The 15153-nt window shown below is 64.5% G+C and carries 18 protein-coding genes; 5 read left to right on the forward strand and 13 right to left on the reverse strand.

The features are described 5' to 3' along the window. Nucleotides 1-197 precede the first annotated feature (197 nt). The 6 genes from JX552_RS15920 to JX552_RS15945 form a co-directional block, all read right to left on the reverse strand. Complete coding sequence (locus JX552_RS15920; protein ID WP_205873033.1) at nt 198-1514, reverse strand: cytochrome P450; 1317 nt, start codon at nt 1512-1514, stop codon at nt 198-200. 42 nt (nt 1515-1556) lie between these two features. Further along, a complete protein-coding gene (locus JX552_RS15925; RefSeq protein ID WP_241011150.1) occupies nt 1557-1967 on the reverse strand; it encodes a lipoprotein LpqH in 411 nt (136 codons plus the stop codon). Nucleotides 1968-2023: 56 nt separating this feature from the next. Then, the gene (locus tag JX552_RS15930; protein ID WP_205873035.1) at nt 2024-2854 is read right to left on the reverse strand and encodes an SDR family oxidoreductase; all 831 of its coding nucleotides are present in this window, start codon (nt 2852-2854) and stop codon (nt 2024-2026) included. A 23-nt stretch (nt 2855-2877) separates the two neighbouring features. Continuing rightward, nucleotides 2878-3333, reverse strand: coding sequence for an SRPBCC family protein (locus JX552_RS15935; protein WP_205873036.1), 456 nt, complete (start codon nt 3331-3333; stop codon nt 2878-2880). 51 nt (nt 3334-3384) lie between these two features. Further along, the gene (locus tag JX552_RS15940) at nt 3385-3801 is read right to left on the reverse strand and encodes a transglycosylase family protein (RefSeq protein ID WP_205878477.1); all 417 of its coding nucleotides are present in this window, start codon (nt 3799-3801) and stop codon (nt 3385-3387) included. Between the two features lie 107 nt (nt 3802-3908). Further along, entirely contained in the window at nt 3909-4487 is a 579-nt protein-coding gene (locus tag JX552_RS15945; RefSeq protein WP_205873037.1) for a chorismate mutase, read from the reverse strand. Nucleotides 4488-4529: 42 nt separating this feature from the next. Here JX552_RS15945 and JX552_RS15950 point away from each other — a divergent pair, with 42 nt between their 5' ends. Further along, entirely contained in the window at nt 4530-5096 is a 567-nt protein-coding gene (locus JX552_RS15950; protein WP_205873038.1) for a hypothetical protein, read from the forward strand. A gap of 80 nt (nt 5097-5176) precedes the next feature. On the opposite strand, the gene ag85B is transcribed toward JX552_RS15950, so the two are convergent. Next, entirely contained in the window at nt 5177-6157 is a 981-nt protein-coding gene (gene ag85B, locus JX552_RS15955; RefSeq protein WP_205873039.1) for a diacylglycerol acyltransferase/mycolyltransferase Ag85B, read from the reverse strand. A gap of 578 nt (nt 6158-6735) precedes the next feature. On the opposite strand from ag85B, the gene JX552_RS15960 reads away from it, so the two are divergent. Next, nucleotides 6736-7875, forward strand: coding sequence for a DUF7159 family protein (locus JX552_RS15960; RefSeq protein WP_205873040.1), 1140 nt, complete (start codon nt 6736-6738; stop codon nt 7873-7875). Between the two features lie 4 nt (nt 7876-7879). On the opposite strand, the gene JX552_RS15965 is transcribed toward JX552_RS15960, so the two are convergent. The 6 genes from JX552_RS15965 to JX552_RS15990 all read right to left on the reverse strand — a co-directional run bounded on the left by JX552_RS15965 (nt 7880) and on the right by JX552_RS15990 (nt 13361). Continuing rightward, nucleotides 7880-8437 carry a YceI family protein gene (locus JX552_RS15965; protein ID WP_205873041.1) on the reverse strand — a complete coding sequence of 186 codons (558 nt, stop codon included), beginning with the start codon at nt 8435-8437 and terminating at the stop codon, nt 7880-7882. Between the two features lie 3 nt (nt 8438-8440). Beyond that, nucleotides 8441-9454 carry an alcohol dehydrogenase catalytic domain-containing protein gene (locus JX552_RS15970; protein ID WP_205873042.1) on the reverse strand — a complete coding sequence of 338 codons (1014 nt, stop codon included), beginning with the start codon at nt 9452-9454 and terminating at the stop codon, nt 8441-8443. An 18-nt stretch (nt 9455-9472) separates the two neighbouring features. Then, a complete protein-coding gene (locus JX552_RS15975) occupies nt 9473-10768 on the reverse strand; it encodes a cytochrome P450 (RefSeq protein WP_205873043.1) in 1296 nt (431 codons plus the stop codon). A gap of 305 nt (nt 10769-11073) precedes the next feature. Then, nucleotides 11074-11994 (reverse strand): SAM-dependent methyltransferase, encoded by a 921-nt coding sequence (locus JX552_RS15980; RefSeq protein WP_241010577.1) that lies wholly within the window; start codon nt 11992-11994, stop codon nt 11074-11076. Then, nucleotides 11991-12530: a GNAT family N-acetyltransferase gene (locus JX552_RS15985; RefSeq protein WP_205873044.1), complete on the reverse strand. Its 540-nt coding sequence runs from the start codon at nt 12528-12530 to the stop codon at nt 11991-11993. The genes JX552_RS15980 and JX552_RS15985 overlap by 4 nt, the downstream gene beginning before the upstream one ends. 60 nt (nt 12531-12590) lie before the next feature. Continuing rightward, nucleotides 12591-13361 (reverse strand): glycine-rich domain-containing protein, encoded by a 771-nt coding sequence (locus tag JX552_RS15990; protein WP_205873045.1) that lies wholly within the window; start codon nt 13359-13361, stop codon nt 12591-12593. A gap of 807 nt (nt 13362-14168) precedes the next feature. Here JX552_RS15990 and JX552_RS15995 point away from each other — a divergent pair. From JX552_RS15995 to JX552_RS16005, 3 genes are all read left to right on the forward strand, one after another. Beyond that, nucleotides 14169-14582 carry a hypothetical protein gene (locus tag JX552_RS15995; RefSeq protein WP_065135911.1) on the forward strand — a complete coding sequence of 138 codons (414 nt, stop codon included), beginning with the start codon at nt 14169-14171 and terminating at the stop codon, nt 14580-14582. Nucleotides 14583-14586: 4 nt separating this feature from the next. Next, a complete protein-coding gene (locus tag JX552_RS16000; protein WP_205873046.1) occupies nt 14587-14862 on the forward strand; it encodes a hypothetical protein in 276 nt (91 codons plus the stop codon). 72 nt (nt 14863-14934) lie between these two features. Continuing rightward, entirely contained in the window at nt 14935-15153 is a 219-nt protein-coding gene (locus JX552_RS16005; protein ID WP_055578922.1) for an Rv1893 family protein, read from the forward strand.

Consider the following 15153-nt stretch of genomic DNA (forward strand, 5'->3'; position numbering starts at 1 on the left):
CCGTCATACCCGTCAATTAACTCGGCCGCCGCACGGGTGTCAACCACAGCCCGCACCACATGTTCGGCAGCCGCGGGGTCGGCAACGCTATGTCGCCGAGGTAATCGCCTCCGATCAGTACGAAACTCCGCCGACAGGCACGAAGCACAGCGTCGCCGGGTTCTGCTCGGCGTGAGCGGCCGCCGCCACCGAGCGGACTAGCGCGTAGCCAGCGACCTGGCCGGGCCAAGCTGCACCGGCAGCGTCGACCAGCCGCGCAGGACCCGCGTGCTGCGCCGGCTGCCCGCGCCGGCTGCCTGCACGTCGGGGAAGCGGTCGAAGAAGGTGCGCAATCCCACTTCCCCCTCGGACCGGGCCAGCGCGGCGCCCAGACAGAAGTGTCGTCCGGTCGAGAAGGCGAGATGCCTTCCCGCATTGACCCTTTCAATATCAAAGCGGTGCGGGTCAGCGAACACCGACGGGTCACGGTTGGCGGCGGCAAGGTAGATCACCACCACCTCGCCGCGGTAGATCGGCATCCCCGCCACCTCGACGTCGCGGCCGGCGACCCGTGCTGTGAGCTGTACCGGCGAGTCCAGTCGCAGGATCTCTTCCACAGCGTTGGGCCACAGTTCCGGCCGATCACGCAATTTGTCCAGCTGGTCAGGATGATCGAGCAGCATCCGTATTCCGTTGCCCAGCAGGTTGACGGTGGTCTCGAAACCTGCGACCAGTACCAGGCCGGCAACCGCCTGCAACTCGGTGTCGTCGAGATAGCTTTCCTCGCTACCACTTTGAGCGATTTGGATCAATTGGCTCATCAGGTCGTCACCGGGAGTACGGCGCAGTTGACTTAAATGCTGCACCAGCCACGCGTTGAAGCCTGAGACGCCCCGCTGCACGCGGACGTACTGTTGCCAGGGCAAGCCGATATCCAAACTCGGAGCGGCCAACTCGCCGAACTCCAGGACGCGCCGCCGGTCGTATTCCGGCACGCCGAGGATCTCACTGATGACGGTAATGGGTAGCTGGGAGCAGTACCGCCCGACGATGTCGACGCCGCCGGGCCGGTCCACCAATTGATCCAGCAACTCGTCCGCTGTCTGCTGAACACGGTCACGCAGCGCGGCCACCGCCCGCGAGGTGAACACCGCCGAGACCGTTTTGCGGTAGCGGGTGTGATCGGGCGGTTCGACCGCCAGCAGCGACGGCGGCCGCAGTGGGTGTAACCGGTGGTCGCGGGTACGAGATTCGAGCCAGCGCAATGGTTTTGGCAGGCTGTCGCCGAAGTTGATGACGTGGAAATCGTCTGATCGCAGAAGATCGTGGGCGAGGCGGTGGTCGACCGTCATCAGGTTCGCCCGGTTGCGAACCAGTGCGCCGCGGCTTCGAACTTCGTCATAGAACGGCACCGGGTCATCCGCGACAACGGGATCGGCGATCAATCGGGCTTGCAGGTCACCTCGCCGGACCGCGAGTTTGGCTACCCCGCGGACCACGCCGTGCATCGCGAACCAGTGCAGTCTGTCCCTCACCGTTACTCCATCGATCGAGTGGTCTGATGCCAGGGTATCCGCTCAGCACTCGGCGCTGATCTTGAAATCCGTCGTCACGACCTTGTTCGGGTTGCTGCTGTTGATGCCGGACGCGCTGCCGGTGATCGTGTAGGAGTTCTTGTTGACGTCCACGTGCGCGTCGCCCACCCCGCCCTCGTAATAGCTGCCGGTGAACCCGTCGATGTTGCGGATCTTCACGAACTGGGGGATCACCCGGTCGCCGCTGATCAGTACCACCGCCTGCACCTGACCATCCCGGTCGCGAATGTCGATGGTCCGGTATGCCTGGATCTGGCTGCACGCCGGTGGACGGGTGGTGTGGGCGGCGCCGTCGAGGGTGAGGTGAGCGGCCTTGCGGGGCAGTATCTGGGCACCTCCACAGCCGGACACGACGCCGGACACTGCCAGCCCGATTGCTGCCGTTGCGACCATCCGGTTCTGCACAGACACCTCCGATGTTGGGGCCGAGCGCGCACGGCTCGCACACATTATTGCTGTTTGGGGTCCAGCCTGGGCAGTTCTTTGAGGATGCGATTTCGAACGAACTCCGGGCTGATGCCTTTGAGTCGGTCGATCCACCGGATGCTGCCGGGCACGTACCAGTGCAGCCGAGTCGGATGCTGGTATGCCTGCCACGCCACCTCTGCCACGCTGGACGCCGGCATGAGGCGGAACATCCCGCGCTTGGGTGCCGCGGCCTGCAGTTCCGCGCGCGTCATCGGGGTCTCCGACCCGCCGGAGTGCTGCGGCGTCGAGGTGAGGATGGCGGTGTCGATCAGCCCCGGCAGCACGTCGGCCACCCGCACGCCGTGGCGCTGCCACTCCACGCTGAGCGCCTCCGTCAGCCCCTTGACCGCGTGCTTGGTCGCCGAATAGACGGCGATGCGCGGCATGCCGTAGGTGCCTGAGGACGATGACGTCGAGAACATCAGGCTGCCCGGCGCCTTCTTCAGGTAGGGGAGTGCCCCGTAGGCGCCCGTCAGCACAGCCTTGAAGTTCACGTCAACCACCCGCATGGCGGCGTCGTACGGCACGTCCTCGAACCAGCCGCCCTCACCGATACCGGCGTTGTTCCACATCATGTCGAGTCCGCCACCGGCGTTGCCGGCGCAGAAGTCGGCCAGCGCCGCGTCGAGCGCGGCCTTGTCGGTCACGTCGACGGTGCGCGTCCACAACCCGGCACCCAACTCCACGCTCAGCGCGGCCAGGCCGTCGTCGGCGCGGTCGATGGCGCCGACGCGCCAACCCTTGCCGTGGAACAGCTTTGCGCCTTCCCGGCCCATCCCGCTGCCCGCACCAGTGATGAATATCGACTTCATCGATCTGATCTCCGCCCAGCCCCTCAGCCTGCTTCGACCACATCTTTGATGCGATGCAGCGTCTTCGTCATGTCTCGTATATTGCGGCGTTTACGTAAGAAGCCTCCCAACACCATGTAGACGTTGTTGAACGGGGACGGCGCGAGCCGGAACGACTCGGTGACGTCCGTCCCGTCACCTGCCGGCACGAGCCGGTAGTGCCAGTTGTTGACCACTCGGTCGCCGACTAGGACAGCAAACCCGAACTCGCGAGCGGGTTCGCAGGCGGTCACCTCACAGGTGGTCCAGTACACCGGCCCGATCTCGTTGCGGCGGACGTGGCCGCGAAACCGCGCCCCGAGCTCGGGTCCGGTCGCCTCACCTAGCCACTCGGCTTCGAAGGTTTCCGGTGAGAAGCGTCCGGTATTTCGAATATCGGCAATTAATTCCCAGATCTTGTCCGCCGGCGCCGCCATATGAACTGTTGCTGAACCCTCCATAGGAGGATCCAATCACGTCCGCTGTAACGAAACGCACCGCCCCGCCGATAGTCATTGTTTGGGGGTGAACATCCCGATGATCTGGCTGATGGTCTGGGTCAGCGTCTGACCGGGCTTGGGCAGTTGCGCGATCCCGGGCCCCATACCGCCGGCGCTGGCGCACTTCGGCCAGGCGCCCGGGCCCTGACCGGCCAAGACCTTGTTCGCCACGGCGATTTGTTGCTGTTTGGAGGCTTTTGCCGGGTTGCCGACGCCGCCGTATTCCTCCCAGGTGGCTTGCTTGAACTGCAGCCCGCCGTAGGCGCCGTTGCCGGTGTTGGCGGCCCAATTCCCGCCGGACTCGCACTGTGCGACGGCTTCCCAGTTCATGGCGTCCGCGTCGGCGGTGCCGGTGGACAACGACATGCCGGTGGCGATGAATCCCGCCGTGATAGCCGACTTGATGAGGGGCTTTGTGATGTGCATCATGCCCGGCATTTCGCCGAGCGTGTTCAAAGCGTTACCGACTAGAAAAAATTATGAGATCAGTTGTCTACCGCATCGAGATTGGCGCAAACGCCGCTTCGGCGGAGGTCTCACGCGGGCGGGTGAGCCCGGCAGTAGGAGGCCGTTGCTGCGGTAAGCGCACGTCGGTACAGGTCGTCCAGGTTGCGCAGTCGCGTCACGTCGGCACGGGCCTGCTGCAGCAGACCCGCGCATGCGGGAGAGTTCAGCAAACTCCAGTTAAGTGATATGTGAGACAAAATCTTAGTGTTCAGCGCATCGATGGCGGCCCGGGACGCCCCCAGATCCGTCGGCTCCGGCGGCACCGCGGCCGGGTCGAGCTGCCAGTCCGAGAATCGGCGGTACTCCACGGCTTCGGTGGCGGCGATCTGGTCGCCGAAAACGCGGGCGACGTAGTCCGGGTCGACGTTCGCGAACGCCGCGTCCTCGCGCAGGATCGACAATTCCTGGTCCACGCGCACCGGATCCGCGATCGCGGCGTGTGCGCTCCACTTGTATGCGGCCACCGGTTCGGCGATCGCCAGCCGTTCTTCGAGCGCGTCCACCAGCGCGGTCAACGAGCCGGCGCCCTCGGCTCGGACCTGCGACGGGGCGGTGAGGCAAGTCGTGGTCAGCGCGATCAGCAACGCCCGCGCTGCGAACTGCGGCATCCCGGCCCCTCCTCGGCGACTGCTCTGTCCAACAATGGTGGCATGCGTGCAGATTGGTTGCGCTCGACCCGGGCCCGGTCCCTGCTCGCCGCCACTTTCGGCATCTCCCTGGTGCTCGGCGGCGCATTCCTGGCGGTGGACCAACTGCACGCGACCCCCGGCGACGCCCTCAATCGTCCGGGTCCGCCCCTTTCCGACGAGCAGAGCCGTGTCCAGACCGTCGGTGCCGCGAAGGATGTCGTCTCGGCCGGGCGGCTGCACACGACCTCGGCCGGCTATTTATTGATGTCGTGCCGGGACCGCGACAATCCGCCGTACCAGGGCGCGGTGTATCTGACCTTCACGATCCCCGCCGACACCCGCGCCGACAGCTATCTGCCGGCCGTTGCCACGGCGCTGGTTGCGGACGGCTGGGTGGAAGGCCTCTCACCCGGCGGGCACCCGTACAGCAAGTCGCTGGCGAGGGGTGCAGTCACCGCGCTGATCTACCGCGACGACGAGAACGCGAACCTGGGTGTAGCCCGGGTGTACGGCGAATGCCGCAACACGAGCGATCACCGCGCCGACCTGACGGACTGGGTCGACGTCACCGGGGAGATCGGCGGTTAGCCCCCGCGGAAATGCCCTCAAAGCACTACTGCGCTCGACGGCGGTTGCCGTCGAGCGCAGTAGTAGCGGTGTGGTGCGGGTCAGGCCCGGGCGCCTAGGGCACCCTGCAGGTCGCCCTTCATGGCCTGCAGCTGCTGGCCCCAGTACTCCCAGCTGTGCGTTCCGTCGTTCGAAAAGTTGAACACGGCGTTGTGGCCTCCGGCCGCGGTGTAGGCGTCCTGGAACTTCAGGTTGCTGCTGCGGACGAAGTTCTCCAGGAACTCCGCGGGCAGGTTCGCCCCACCCAGTTCGCTGGGCTTGCCGTTACCGCAGTAAACCCACAAGCGGGTGTTGTTGGCGACCAGCGTCGGGATCTGCTGCGTGGGGTCGTTGCGCTGCCAGGCCGGGTCGCTGGACGGACCCCACATGTCCGAGGCCTTGTAACCACCCGCGTCACCCATGGCCAGGCCGATCAGCGACGGACCCATGCCCTGCGAGGGGTCCAGCAGCGCCGACAGCGAACCGGCGTAGATGAACTGGGCGGGGTGGTAGGCGGCCAGGATCATGGCCGACGAGCCGGCCATCGACAAACCGACGGCGGCACTGCCGGTCGGCTTGACGCTGCGGTTGCTCTGCAGATACGAGGGCAGCTCACTGGTCAGGAAGGTCTCCCACTTGTAGGTGGAGCAACCGGCCTTACCGCAGGCCGGGCTGTACCAGTCGCTGTAGAAGCTGGACTGGCCACCGACCGGCATGACCACCGAGATACCCGACTGGTAGTACCACTCGAACGCCGCGGTGTTGATGTCCCAGCCGTTGTAGTCGTCCTGTGCACGCAGGCCGTCGAGCAGGTACAGCGCAGGCGAGTTGTCGCCGCCGCTCTGGAACTGCACCTTGATGCTGCGTCCCATCGCCGCCGACGGCACCTGCAGGTACTCGACTGGCAGACCTGGCCGGGAGAACGCTCCCGCGGTCGGCGCACCGCCGGCGAGTCCGATCAGGCCCGGCAGGGTTGCGGCCGCAGCCGCACCGACCAAGAGTCGGCGACCCCAGGCCCGTATCTTCCCGCTCACGTCTGTCATACCTGTGCCCCTTGTCCTTATGTCTTTTGTTCCCGGCAGAACTTACCGCGTGACTGGGCAGAATGTCGATTCGGACGCAATCACATTTCAGTTCCATATCGGTTACCGCCGTGGATACAGCAACTGTGTTACTCGAAGCCTCGCCGGATCACCGCATTCGTTATAGCCTTCGGCCGACACGCCCGGACGCAACACACGCCGCGGCGTTATGCAGGCGTTACGCACTTGAAATCGGGTGGAGTCGCAAACCCGCAAGGGCGCCGACCCAACCTGTACCCGGGTCCCAACCGGTGCGTGGAGCAACGTGAGAGGCGTTTACCGCGCCGGCGCAGGCACAGCTTTCGGTCGATCGGGTGCGCGGGTCACCGGTGTTTGAGTGTCACCTGGGGGTTTCCGCACAGATGAACACCGACCAAGACGAACTCGCCGCGAACGCGTAGGCTCGCTCCGAGCAAGCCGACTGCAGACAAGCTATCCCGGGCCATTCCGGCACTCCCGAGCCACAGCACCTCGCCCCTTGGTGCCTGTGGCCGGGCTGAGCAACGCGGTGCGTCACGGGACCGATTGAGGTGCGAAATTTGGATACGGTACTCGGGCTATCGGTGACGCCGTCCACCGTCGGGTGGGTCCTTGCCGAAGGACACGGCGCTGACGGCACCATCCTCGACCACCGCGAGGTGCCGTTGGGGGACGGCTCGCAGAACAGTCACGGGGTGCGTGCCGTGAGCACCGCGCAGCAGGTGACCGCCGAAGTCATGCGGGCCCGTGACGTTGCCGACTCCGTTGACCGCCGGTTGCGGGTCGTCGGAGTGACCTGGAGTGACGAAGCCTCAGCTCAGGCCGCGCTGCTGCTGGAGGCACTCACCGATGCCGGGTTCGACAATGTCGTGCCCGTCCGCCAGCTCGATGCCGTCGAAACGCTCGCCCAGGCCATCGCGCCGGTGATCGGTTACGAGCAGACCGCGGTGTGCATCCTCGAACGCGAGTGGGCGACCGTGGTGATGGTGGACACCCGCGAAGGCGAGTCTCAGACCGCGGTCAAGCACGTCCGGGGCGGCTACGACGGTTTGACGTCGTGGCTCACCGGAATGTTCGACCGCAGCACTTGGCGCCCGGCCGGAGTGGTGGTGGTCGGGTCTCAGGACGACGTCAGCGACTTCTCCTGGCAGCTGGATAATGCTCTGCCGGTCCCGGTCTTCGCCCAGACCATGGCGCAGGTGACCGTCGCACGCGGCGCCGCACTCGCGGCCGCACAGAGCACCGAATTCACCGACGCCGAGCTCCTCGCGGCCGGCGCCGCCGCCGCACCCGTGACCTCCGCGTCCGTGCACTCGCGGCAGTACGCCGGGGCGGCAACCACGCTGGCAGCCGCCGCGGTGACCTTCGTTGCGTCGGTCTCACTGGCTCTGGGCCTGCAATTCGCCCCGGACAAGGATTCCGCTCCGCCCCAACCCGCGCACCGGTCCACCCCCCGGGTGGCCGAGGCGGTGGCGCCGTCGCCCATGCCCCCTACCGCGCAAGCCGCTCCGGTCGCCCCTTCGGCACAGCAGGAGCCGGTGCGGCTTACCTCCGGCGAACAGGTGGAGGATCCAACGCCGGGCGGCCAACCCCCGGCGGCCGTGCCCGAACCGGATCAGACGGACGGCCCGTTGCGGCTGAGCCGGGTGCTCGAACACATCCCCGGCACCTTCTCGGAGCCCGGGCGCCCACCGGAATAACCGGTCAGGGCTTGCCCGGGGTAGCGGTGAAGGAGACTGTCACCTCATCGGCCACCTGCAGGGACCCCATCAACAGTGAGTAGGGCTTGACGCCGAAATCGCTCTGGCGAACGGTGGACTGCAGGGACAGACGCCAGGAGTCGGCGAGTTCTTCGGTGTGCAGATCGACGACATGGTCACGCACGGTGCCTCGGATCCGCACCTTTCCGCTGAGTCGATAGCCGTCCTCGGTCTTCTCGATGGAGTCAGCATCGAAGCGGATCTCGGGAAACTTGTTCGCCGACAACGACTTCAGCGCATTCGAGCGCACCAGCACCTTTTCGGGCCCGGACAGGCCTTTGACGCCGCCTTCGCCTCTCAATACCTCCAGCGAGTCCACCTCGACCACCAGGTTCGCCGAATTAGGTTGATCCGCAACCCAATGCACACTTGTCCGCCAACGCGTCATCGCAATCGTTAGCCGGTGACCCATCCGGGCCGCACGCCCGGCAACCCCGGTGTGCAACGTCAGTTCGCCGTCGGCAGCGTCGAATGTCCACGCGGCATGCTGGTCGGCGGCCATGGGTCAGACCGTGAGCACGGTGCGGTAGTGGGCCCGGCCCTGTTCCAACGCCGCGTAGCCGTCGGCTGCCTGTGCCAGCGGCAACTCCTCGATCCACGCGCGTACGCCCGACAGAAGAGCGAAATGCATGGTCTCCTCGATATCTTTCGCTGTCCCGGAGGGATGGCCGATGATGCTGAGCCCAGGGGTGATCAGTTGGACCGGACTGATTGGAAGCGGCTCGGGCGTCACCCCGATCGTCACCAGTTCACCCTGGGGCAGGAGTCCGCCGACCGTATCGGCCATCGCCTTCGAATTGCCGGCCGTCGCCAGCACCACCGCGACGCCGCCCAGGGTGCGTAGCGCTTCGGAGACGTTGACGCTGGTGGAGTCGATGTAATGGTGGGCACCGAGTTTCTTGGCGTCCCCCGCTTTGCCGGTGCCTCGCGCCACGGCGATCGTTTCAAATCCCATCGCGCGGGCCCACTGCACACCCAGGTGGCCCAGACCGCCCACGCCGAGGACCGCGACCCGGTCACCGGGCAGGGCCCGGGTATGACGCAGCGCGTTGTAGGTCGTGACGCCGGCACACCCCATCGGGGCCGCTTCGACGTCGGAGAGTCCCTCCGGGATGCGCGCCAGCGCGGTGGCCGGCACCGTGGCCGACTCCGCGTAGCCGCCGGGATAGTGCCAGCTCGGCACCTTGGCGTTGGCACAGTGGATCAGAATGCCTTTGCGGCACGGATCGCAGTGGTTGCAATTGCCTCCGAACCAGCCGACCGCGACGCGATCACCCACCGCGAATTCTTCGACACCCGCACCGAGTTCGGCGATGGTTCCGGCGATTTCGTGGCCCGGCGTCAGCGGCCAGGACATGTCGGGGAACCCGCCGTTGACGAAGTGCGCATCAGTGCCGCAAATGCCGCAGGCGGTAACCGCGATGCGCACTTCGCCGCGGCCGGGCGCGGTGGTCTCAGCGTCGGCGAGCTCCAACGGTGCGCCTGCGGACTGGACGTGAATCGCTTTATGCGTCGGCATGAATCCCCCCGTCGGTGGTCAATGGGTGACCGGACATTGCTGGCCGGAAGCGGTTGCCTCGGTGTGATAGTCCACCTGCCAGTGCTTGATTCCGTTGAGCCAGCCCGATCGCAACCGCTCGGGTTTGCCGACCGATTCCAGGTCGGGCATGGCGTCGGCGATCGCGTTGAACATCAGGTCGATTGTCATCCGGGCCAGGTTGGCGCCTATGCAGTAGTGCGCACCGGTACCACCGAATCCCACGTGCGGGTTGGGATCGCGCTTGATGTTGAAGGTGAACGGGTCGTCGAAGACGTCCTCGTCGAAGTTCGCCGAGCGGTACACCATCACCACCCGCTGGCCCTTCTTGATCGGCACACCGGACAATTCGTAGTCCTTCAGCGCGGTGCGCTGGAACGATGTCACCGGCGTGGCCCACCGGACGATTTCGTCGGCCGTGGTGACCGGACGCTCACGCTTGTAGAGCTCCCACTGGTCCGGGAAATCGGTGAAGGCCATCATGCCCTGGGTGATGGAGTTGCGGGTGGTCTCGTTTCCGGCCACCGCCAGCAGGATGACGAAGAAGCCGAATTCGTCGTCGGACAGTTTGTGGCCGTCGACGTCGGCCTGGACCAATTTGGTGACGATGTCTTCGCCGGGGTTCTGGGCCCGGTCGGCGGCCACCTGCATGGCGTACATGATCAGTTCCACCGAGGCGGTGATGGCGTCGTTGGAGGCGAACTCGGGATCCTGGTCACCCACCATCTGGTTGGACCAGTGGAACAGCTTCATCCGGTCCTCTTGCGGGACACCGAGCAGCCCGGCGATGGCCTGCAACGGCAACTCGCAGGCCACCTGCTCGACGAAGTCGCCGGCCCCCTGGGAAGCCGCTACTTCCACGATGCGCCGGGCACGCTCGGCAAGGTCGTCACGCAGGCGCTCGACGGCGCGGGGCGTGAAGCCGCGCGAGATGATCTTGCGGAGGTGAGTGTGCAGTGGGGCGTCCTGATTGAGAAGGACGAACTTGCCCCGTTCGATCTGCTCGCCGACGGTGCCGTCCTTGTACCGGGGGAGTGCGGTCTTGGCCAGGCTGGAGAACACGTCGCTGCGCCGGGAGATCTCCTTGACGTCCTTGTGCTTAGTCACCACCCAGAAACCGCCGTCGTCGAAACCACCCACCCCGTCGGGCTGCTCGTTCCACCAGATCGGTGCGGTTCGGCGGAGTTCGGCCAGCTCCTCCACCGGCAGCCGCTCGGCATGGACGTCCGGGTCGGTGAAATCGAACCCGGGCGGCAGATTGGGCTTTGCTTGCGGTTCGGCTGGCGTCGTTGACAATTGCCTACTCCTCGTAACCGTGTTCGCGTGGTCGTCCGGTGCCAATAATTCCTTGCTACACCACACTTGGGAAGCCTGGGAAGAAAAGCCGTCAATGCTGAATTGGAACGTGTTCTCAGCGGGACATGCCGACCGGTCCAACAGCTGGGGAGGGGCCAGACCGTCGTGCCGCTCACGCGAGCTCGCGGGGGAATCCGTATGAGGCATATCGCGCGTGCCGCCCAGCCAGGCAGAGGATGGGCCGCGCACGTGCACTCCGACGGCCGCAGCGGCAGATTTCTACGAAGCCGTTTGCGCCTTGCCGATCACGTCTTACGAAGTGTTGCCGTCACGAACCCCGTCTCACCGGACGCGGCCGGCGTCTCCGCGGGAAACGAGAAGCCGTTGCGCTCGTATATTTCTTGCGCGGTGTGGGAGCTCACTTCCCAGCCTCGGGAAGTCAAGTAGCCGGTAACGCTGTCGCGTTGGCCGCGATACACCAGTTCGGCCATGTCCAGGTCGAGGCCCACGCGCCGCCAGTATTCGGTGAGGGTCGGCAATCGGTGGTCGAATAAGCCGTCCGAACCGGCGACGTCTTCGGTGGCGAGCAAGCTGCCTGGCGCGCTCAAGACGGTGATGGTGTCGAATAGTAGGTTCTGGGCAGATGGCGGTAGGTACACCAACAGGCCTTCGACACTCCAGGCCGTTGGCTGATGCGGATCAAAACCGGCATCACGTAGTGCGGCCTGCCAGTCGTCCCGGAGATCGACCCCGACGAGGCGTCGATCGACCTTCGAGACGGCTCCGAGAGCATCCAGCGTCTCGACCTTGAAATTCAGAACCGATGGACGGTCCACCTCGTAGACCACCGTCCCAGGCGGCCATGCCAATCGGTATGCCCTGCTGTCGAGACCGGCGGCCACGATGACCGCCTGGCGTATCGAGCTCCCCGCGACAACAAAATAGTCATCGAAAAAGCGAGTCCGAGCGGTGATCCGTTCTTTCGTGATCGCCCCGATCACGACCTCACCGTCAAGAACACGGGCGATTGGTTCCAGCCCGACCGCCCGTACCAGCGGTTCGGCGAACGGGTCATCGAGAAGTGCGTCAGGTTGCCGGGACGCAAGCGCCCGCCACAAGGCGACTATCGTCGCGGTGACGCCGACGCTGGATGCCGGGTCCCAATCGTCACCGTCGTATCTGCCGGGCGAATTGATTTGCTTCACTTGATAGTCCAAGCCGCTCACCGCAGCGCCTTTGCGTAGAGGAAGAAGTCACGCGGTTCTGCGTCCAGAACCGGGCACACTCCGTAGCGCGCCAACCTGCCCTCGATCGCAAAGCCGCAGCGCTCGAGCAACCTTGCCGATCGTGAATTGTCGACAGCGCACGTGGCCCATACCCTGTACACCTCGGCGTCCGCCTCCAACGCGGGAACGATGAGACCAATTGCCTCGAACATCAGTCCCGTCCCCCACCACTGGCGACCCAGACAGCACCCGATTTCGACGGCGTGGCGCGGCGAACGCGAGCATCTGATGAAGCCGACCACATCGCCACTGGTCTGCAGAGCTACCATCCACGTTTGGTCGTCCTCACTGGCATGCATACGCTGTGCGACCATCCGCCGTGTCTGGCCGACGTCGGTGTGGGGCTCCCACCGCATGTACCGCGCCGCTTCGGGATCACACGTGATCCTTTCGAACAACGCGTCGGCATCATCGATCTGCGGCGGGCGCAGCAAGACCCGCTGCCCAGGTATCCGTTCAGAAGCCAGAGTCGTCATCGCTCTCCGTCCAGGCGATTGCAGGGTCCATCGAAATTCGTCGAAACGAACAAGAGACCGCTAGAAGGCGATCCGCAGCACGCCCACTCCGATGAGAGCCCGGCTCAGGCCAAGTTTCTCGTCATCGGCGAGCGTGTCACCCAGTTCACGAATATAAAAATCTTGGTGCTGCGCGATGAAATTCAGCGCGGGGCCGCCGAGTGCGTTGACTGACAGGATCCGGCCGCGCACGACATCGAACAGCTCGACGGTGCCACTGTGAATCCTTGTACCGAGTTGTCCTGCTCTATCATTGATCACGCGGCTCGCGGGTGTAAGAAAATGCTCGTCGTACCAGACGGCAGGCAACGCCTCTCCGAACAATTCTTTATATCGATCGCCGAAGTCCTGAAAGCTGGTATTTCGGAAATTTTGCCGGTGGCTACTGTTGTGATGATCATCATCGTCGGCAGCGGCTGAAAGCCAGTCCATGTGCGATGCTTCGACATTCGGAGCGTGATGCAGAAATTTATCAAAGTAACGGTAGCCGTAGTCAGCGTATTCTGAAGTGAACAAGATGAAGGTGTGCCAGGCTTCGTCTACCATTCTCGAGTGCATGGCGACGTGTTCGTCAGCGCTGACCGCACACAACACAAAGTATTTCTTTAGTTCGCTGAACAGGTTTTCGGCCGACTCCGGGTCGCGCGCCACCCGATCGTGAACAAGGCGATCGATCAAATAGGGCGCTTCAAACGCCAGGGCCTCGCGGTGCCGCCTGTCGATAAGCGCCGGAGCGAGGGGCCGGCCGTCCGAATCGGGGCTCTGCTGTGCTGATACTATCTTCGGTAGCATAGTTTTCTGATTTCACGATGCCGTTCTCAGTGCTGTTCCATTTCGATCAATTGCAGTACATCACCGATGTCAAGGCCATTTAGCGCGTCCACTGGGCGGATGCGAGCCTGAAAAGATGATGGACAGAGGCATCTACTGCCTGGTGGGGCACGGCATTACGGACCTTGCCCCACTAGGCAGAGAGTCCGTCAACTTTTCAAGCCCGCTGCTGAGTGCCGGCGATTGGCATGCACAATACGGGATGACAATTGCTGTTGATTCCGCTGTGGTCGACGATAGTGAGCCGACCCACGTAGGTGATATTTCCAGCTCGCTCGATTTCAGGAATCATCGGGTCTGATCCTTTCAGTGAATTATCGTTTGACAACCCGCGAGCGATTCTCGCGGTCCGCAGTAATTGCTGCGGCAGATCAAGACTTACCACCACGACCCGTGATTGTCAACCATGGATGACAATCAACTGAGGATGACAGTAAGGATCGGCGCCGCTGCGTCGCTCGTTCCGCGAAGGGGTACGTTGGACATCTGCCCGCACGGCCCACGACATACCCGCCGTTGTCGCCCGGCCCGAAAGCCGAAGCTCGGTCTACATGCACATCGTCTTCGCAGAGCATGCGGAGTCACTGGGCGGCCTATGTTGCTCAGTCGCAACCTTCGGCAAATGAATGCGTCGCCCAGCCAGACCGCTGGCCGTGTGCCCCGCGGCGTCGTCCTACGTGGTTTCGGGTATGGCCTTGTGGCAACTACAGCAAACGATATGCTCTTGAGGAACAAGGCACCGGTGCCAGGAAAGGACGAGCGGAACACATGATTCGCGAATTACTCGCCGCCGCTGCGATCACGGGGTCGATGATCGGGGTAGCGCCGGTCGCCAGTGCCGACAACGGACGTTGGGAGGGTGACGTCCCCGGGATGAATTACGACGCTTCGCTCGGTGCGCCGTGTGACAACTACGAACGGTTCATCTTCGGACGCGGCCCCAGTGGCCAGGCTGAGGCCTGTCATTTCCCGCCACCCAACCAGTTCCCGGCGGCCACCACCGGCTACTGGGTCATTTCGTACCCGCTTCGCGGTGTCCAGCAGATCGGCGCGCCGTGCCCCGGCCCCAAGGTCGCGGCCCAGTCGCCGGCCGGTCTGCCGATGCTGTGCCTGGGCGCCCAGGGCTGGCAGGAGGGCTGGTTCACCGGGGCCGGGTTCTTCCCGCCTGATCTGAGCGACTGACCCGATGGCGGACGCCCCGATTCCGCGATGGTTGCGATTCGTCTTGGCGTCCGACCGTGCCGGTTCTGCGTGGTACGTCGGCACCGGGTTCTTCTTCGCACCCGTGCTGGCCGGACTGTCGCCCTGGCCGGCGGTGACCACCGTGCTGTGGTGGGTTATCGGACTGGCAGGATTGTGGCTCGGTCTACTCGGAATTGCGATGGCCGCCGGGCTGGCGCGGGTACTGCGGTCCGGCGGCGAGATTTCCGAAGACTATTGGCGCACTCTCGTCGACTACTGACTCCGGCGCCTACTGTCATACTCAACGTCCGCCACCGAACGTCACAGAACGCCGATGAATAGGAGATTCACCATGGCCTTCGATCCCAAAGATGCCGTCGACGCCGTCCGCGACATCGCCACCAACGCCGTCGAGAAAGCATCCGACATCGTCGAGCACGCCAGCGACATCATCCGCGGCGACATCGCCGGGGGCGCCAGCGGCATCGTGCAGAACTCCATCGAGATCGGGACGCACGCCGTCGACCGGGTAAAAGAGGTCTTCACCGGCAAGGACGACGACCTGGACTGA

This window comes from Mycobacterium gordonae, from assembly GCF_017086405.1.
In the GTDB taxonomy this organism is placed as follows: Bacteria; Actinomycetota; Actinomycetes; order Mycobacteriales; family Mycobacteriaceae; genus Mycobacterium; species Mycobacterium gordonae_D.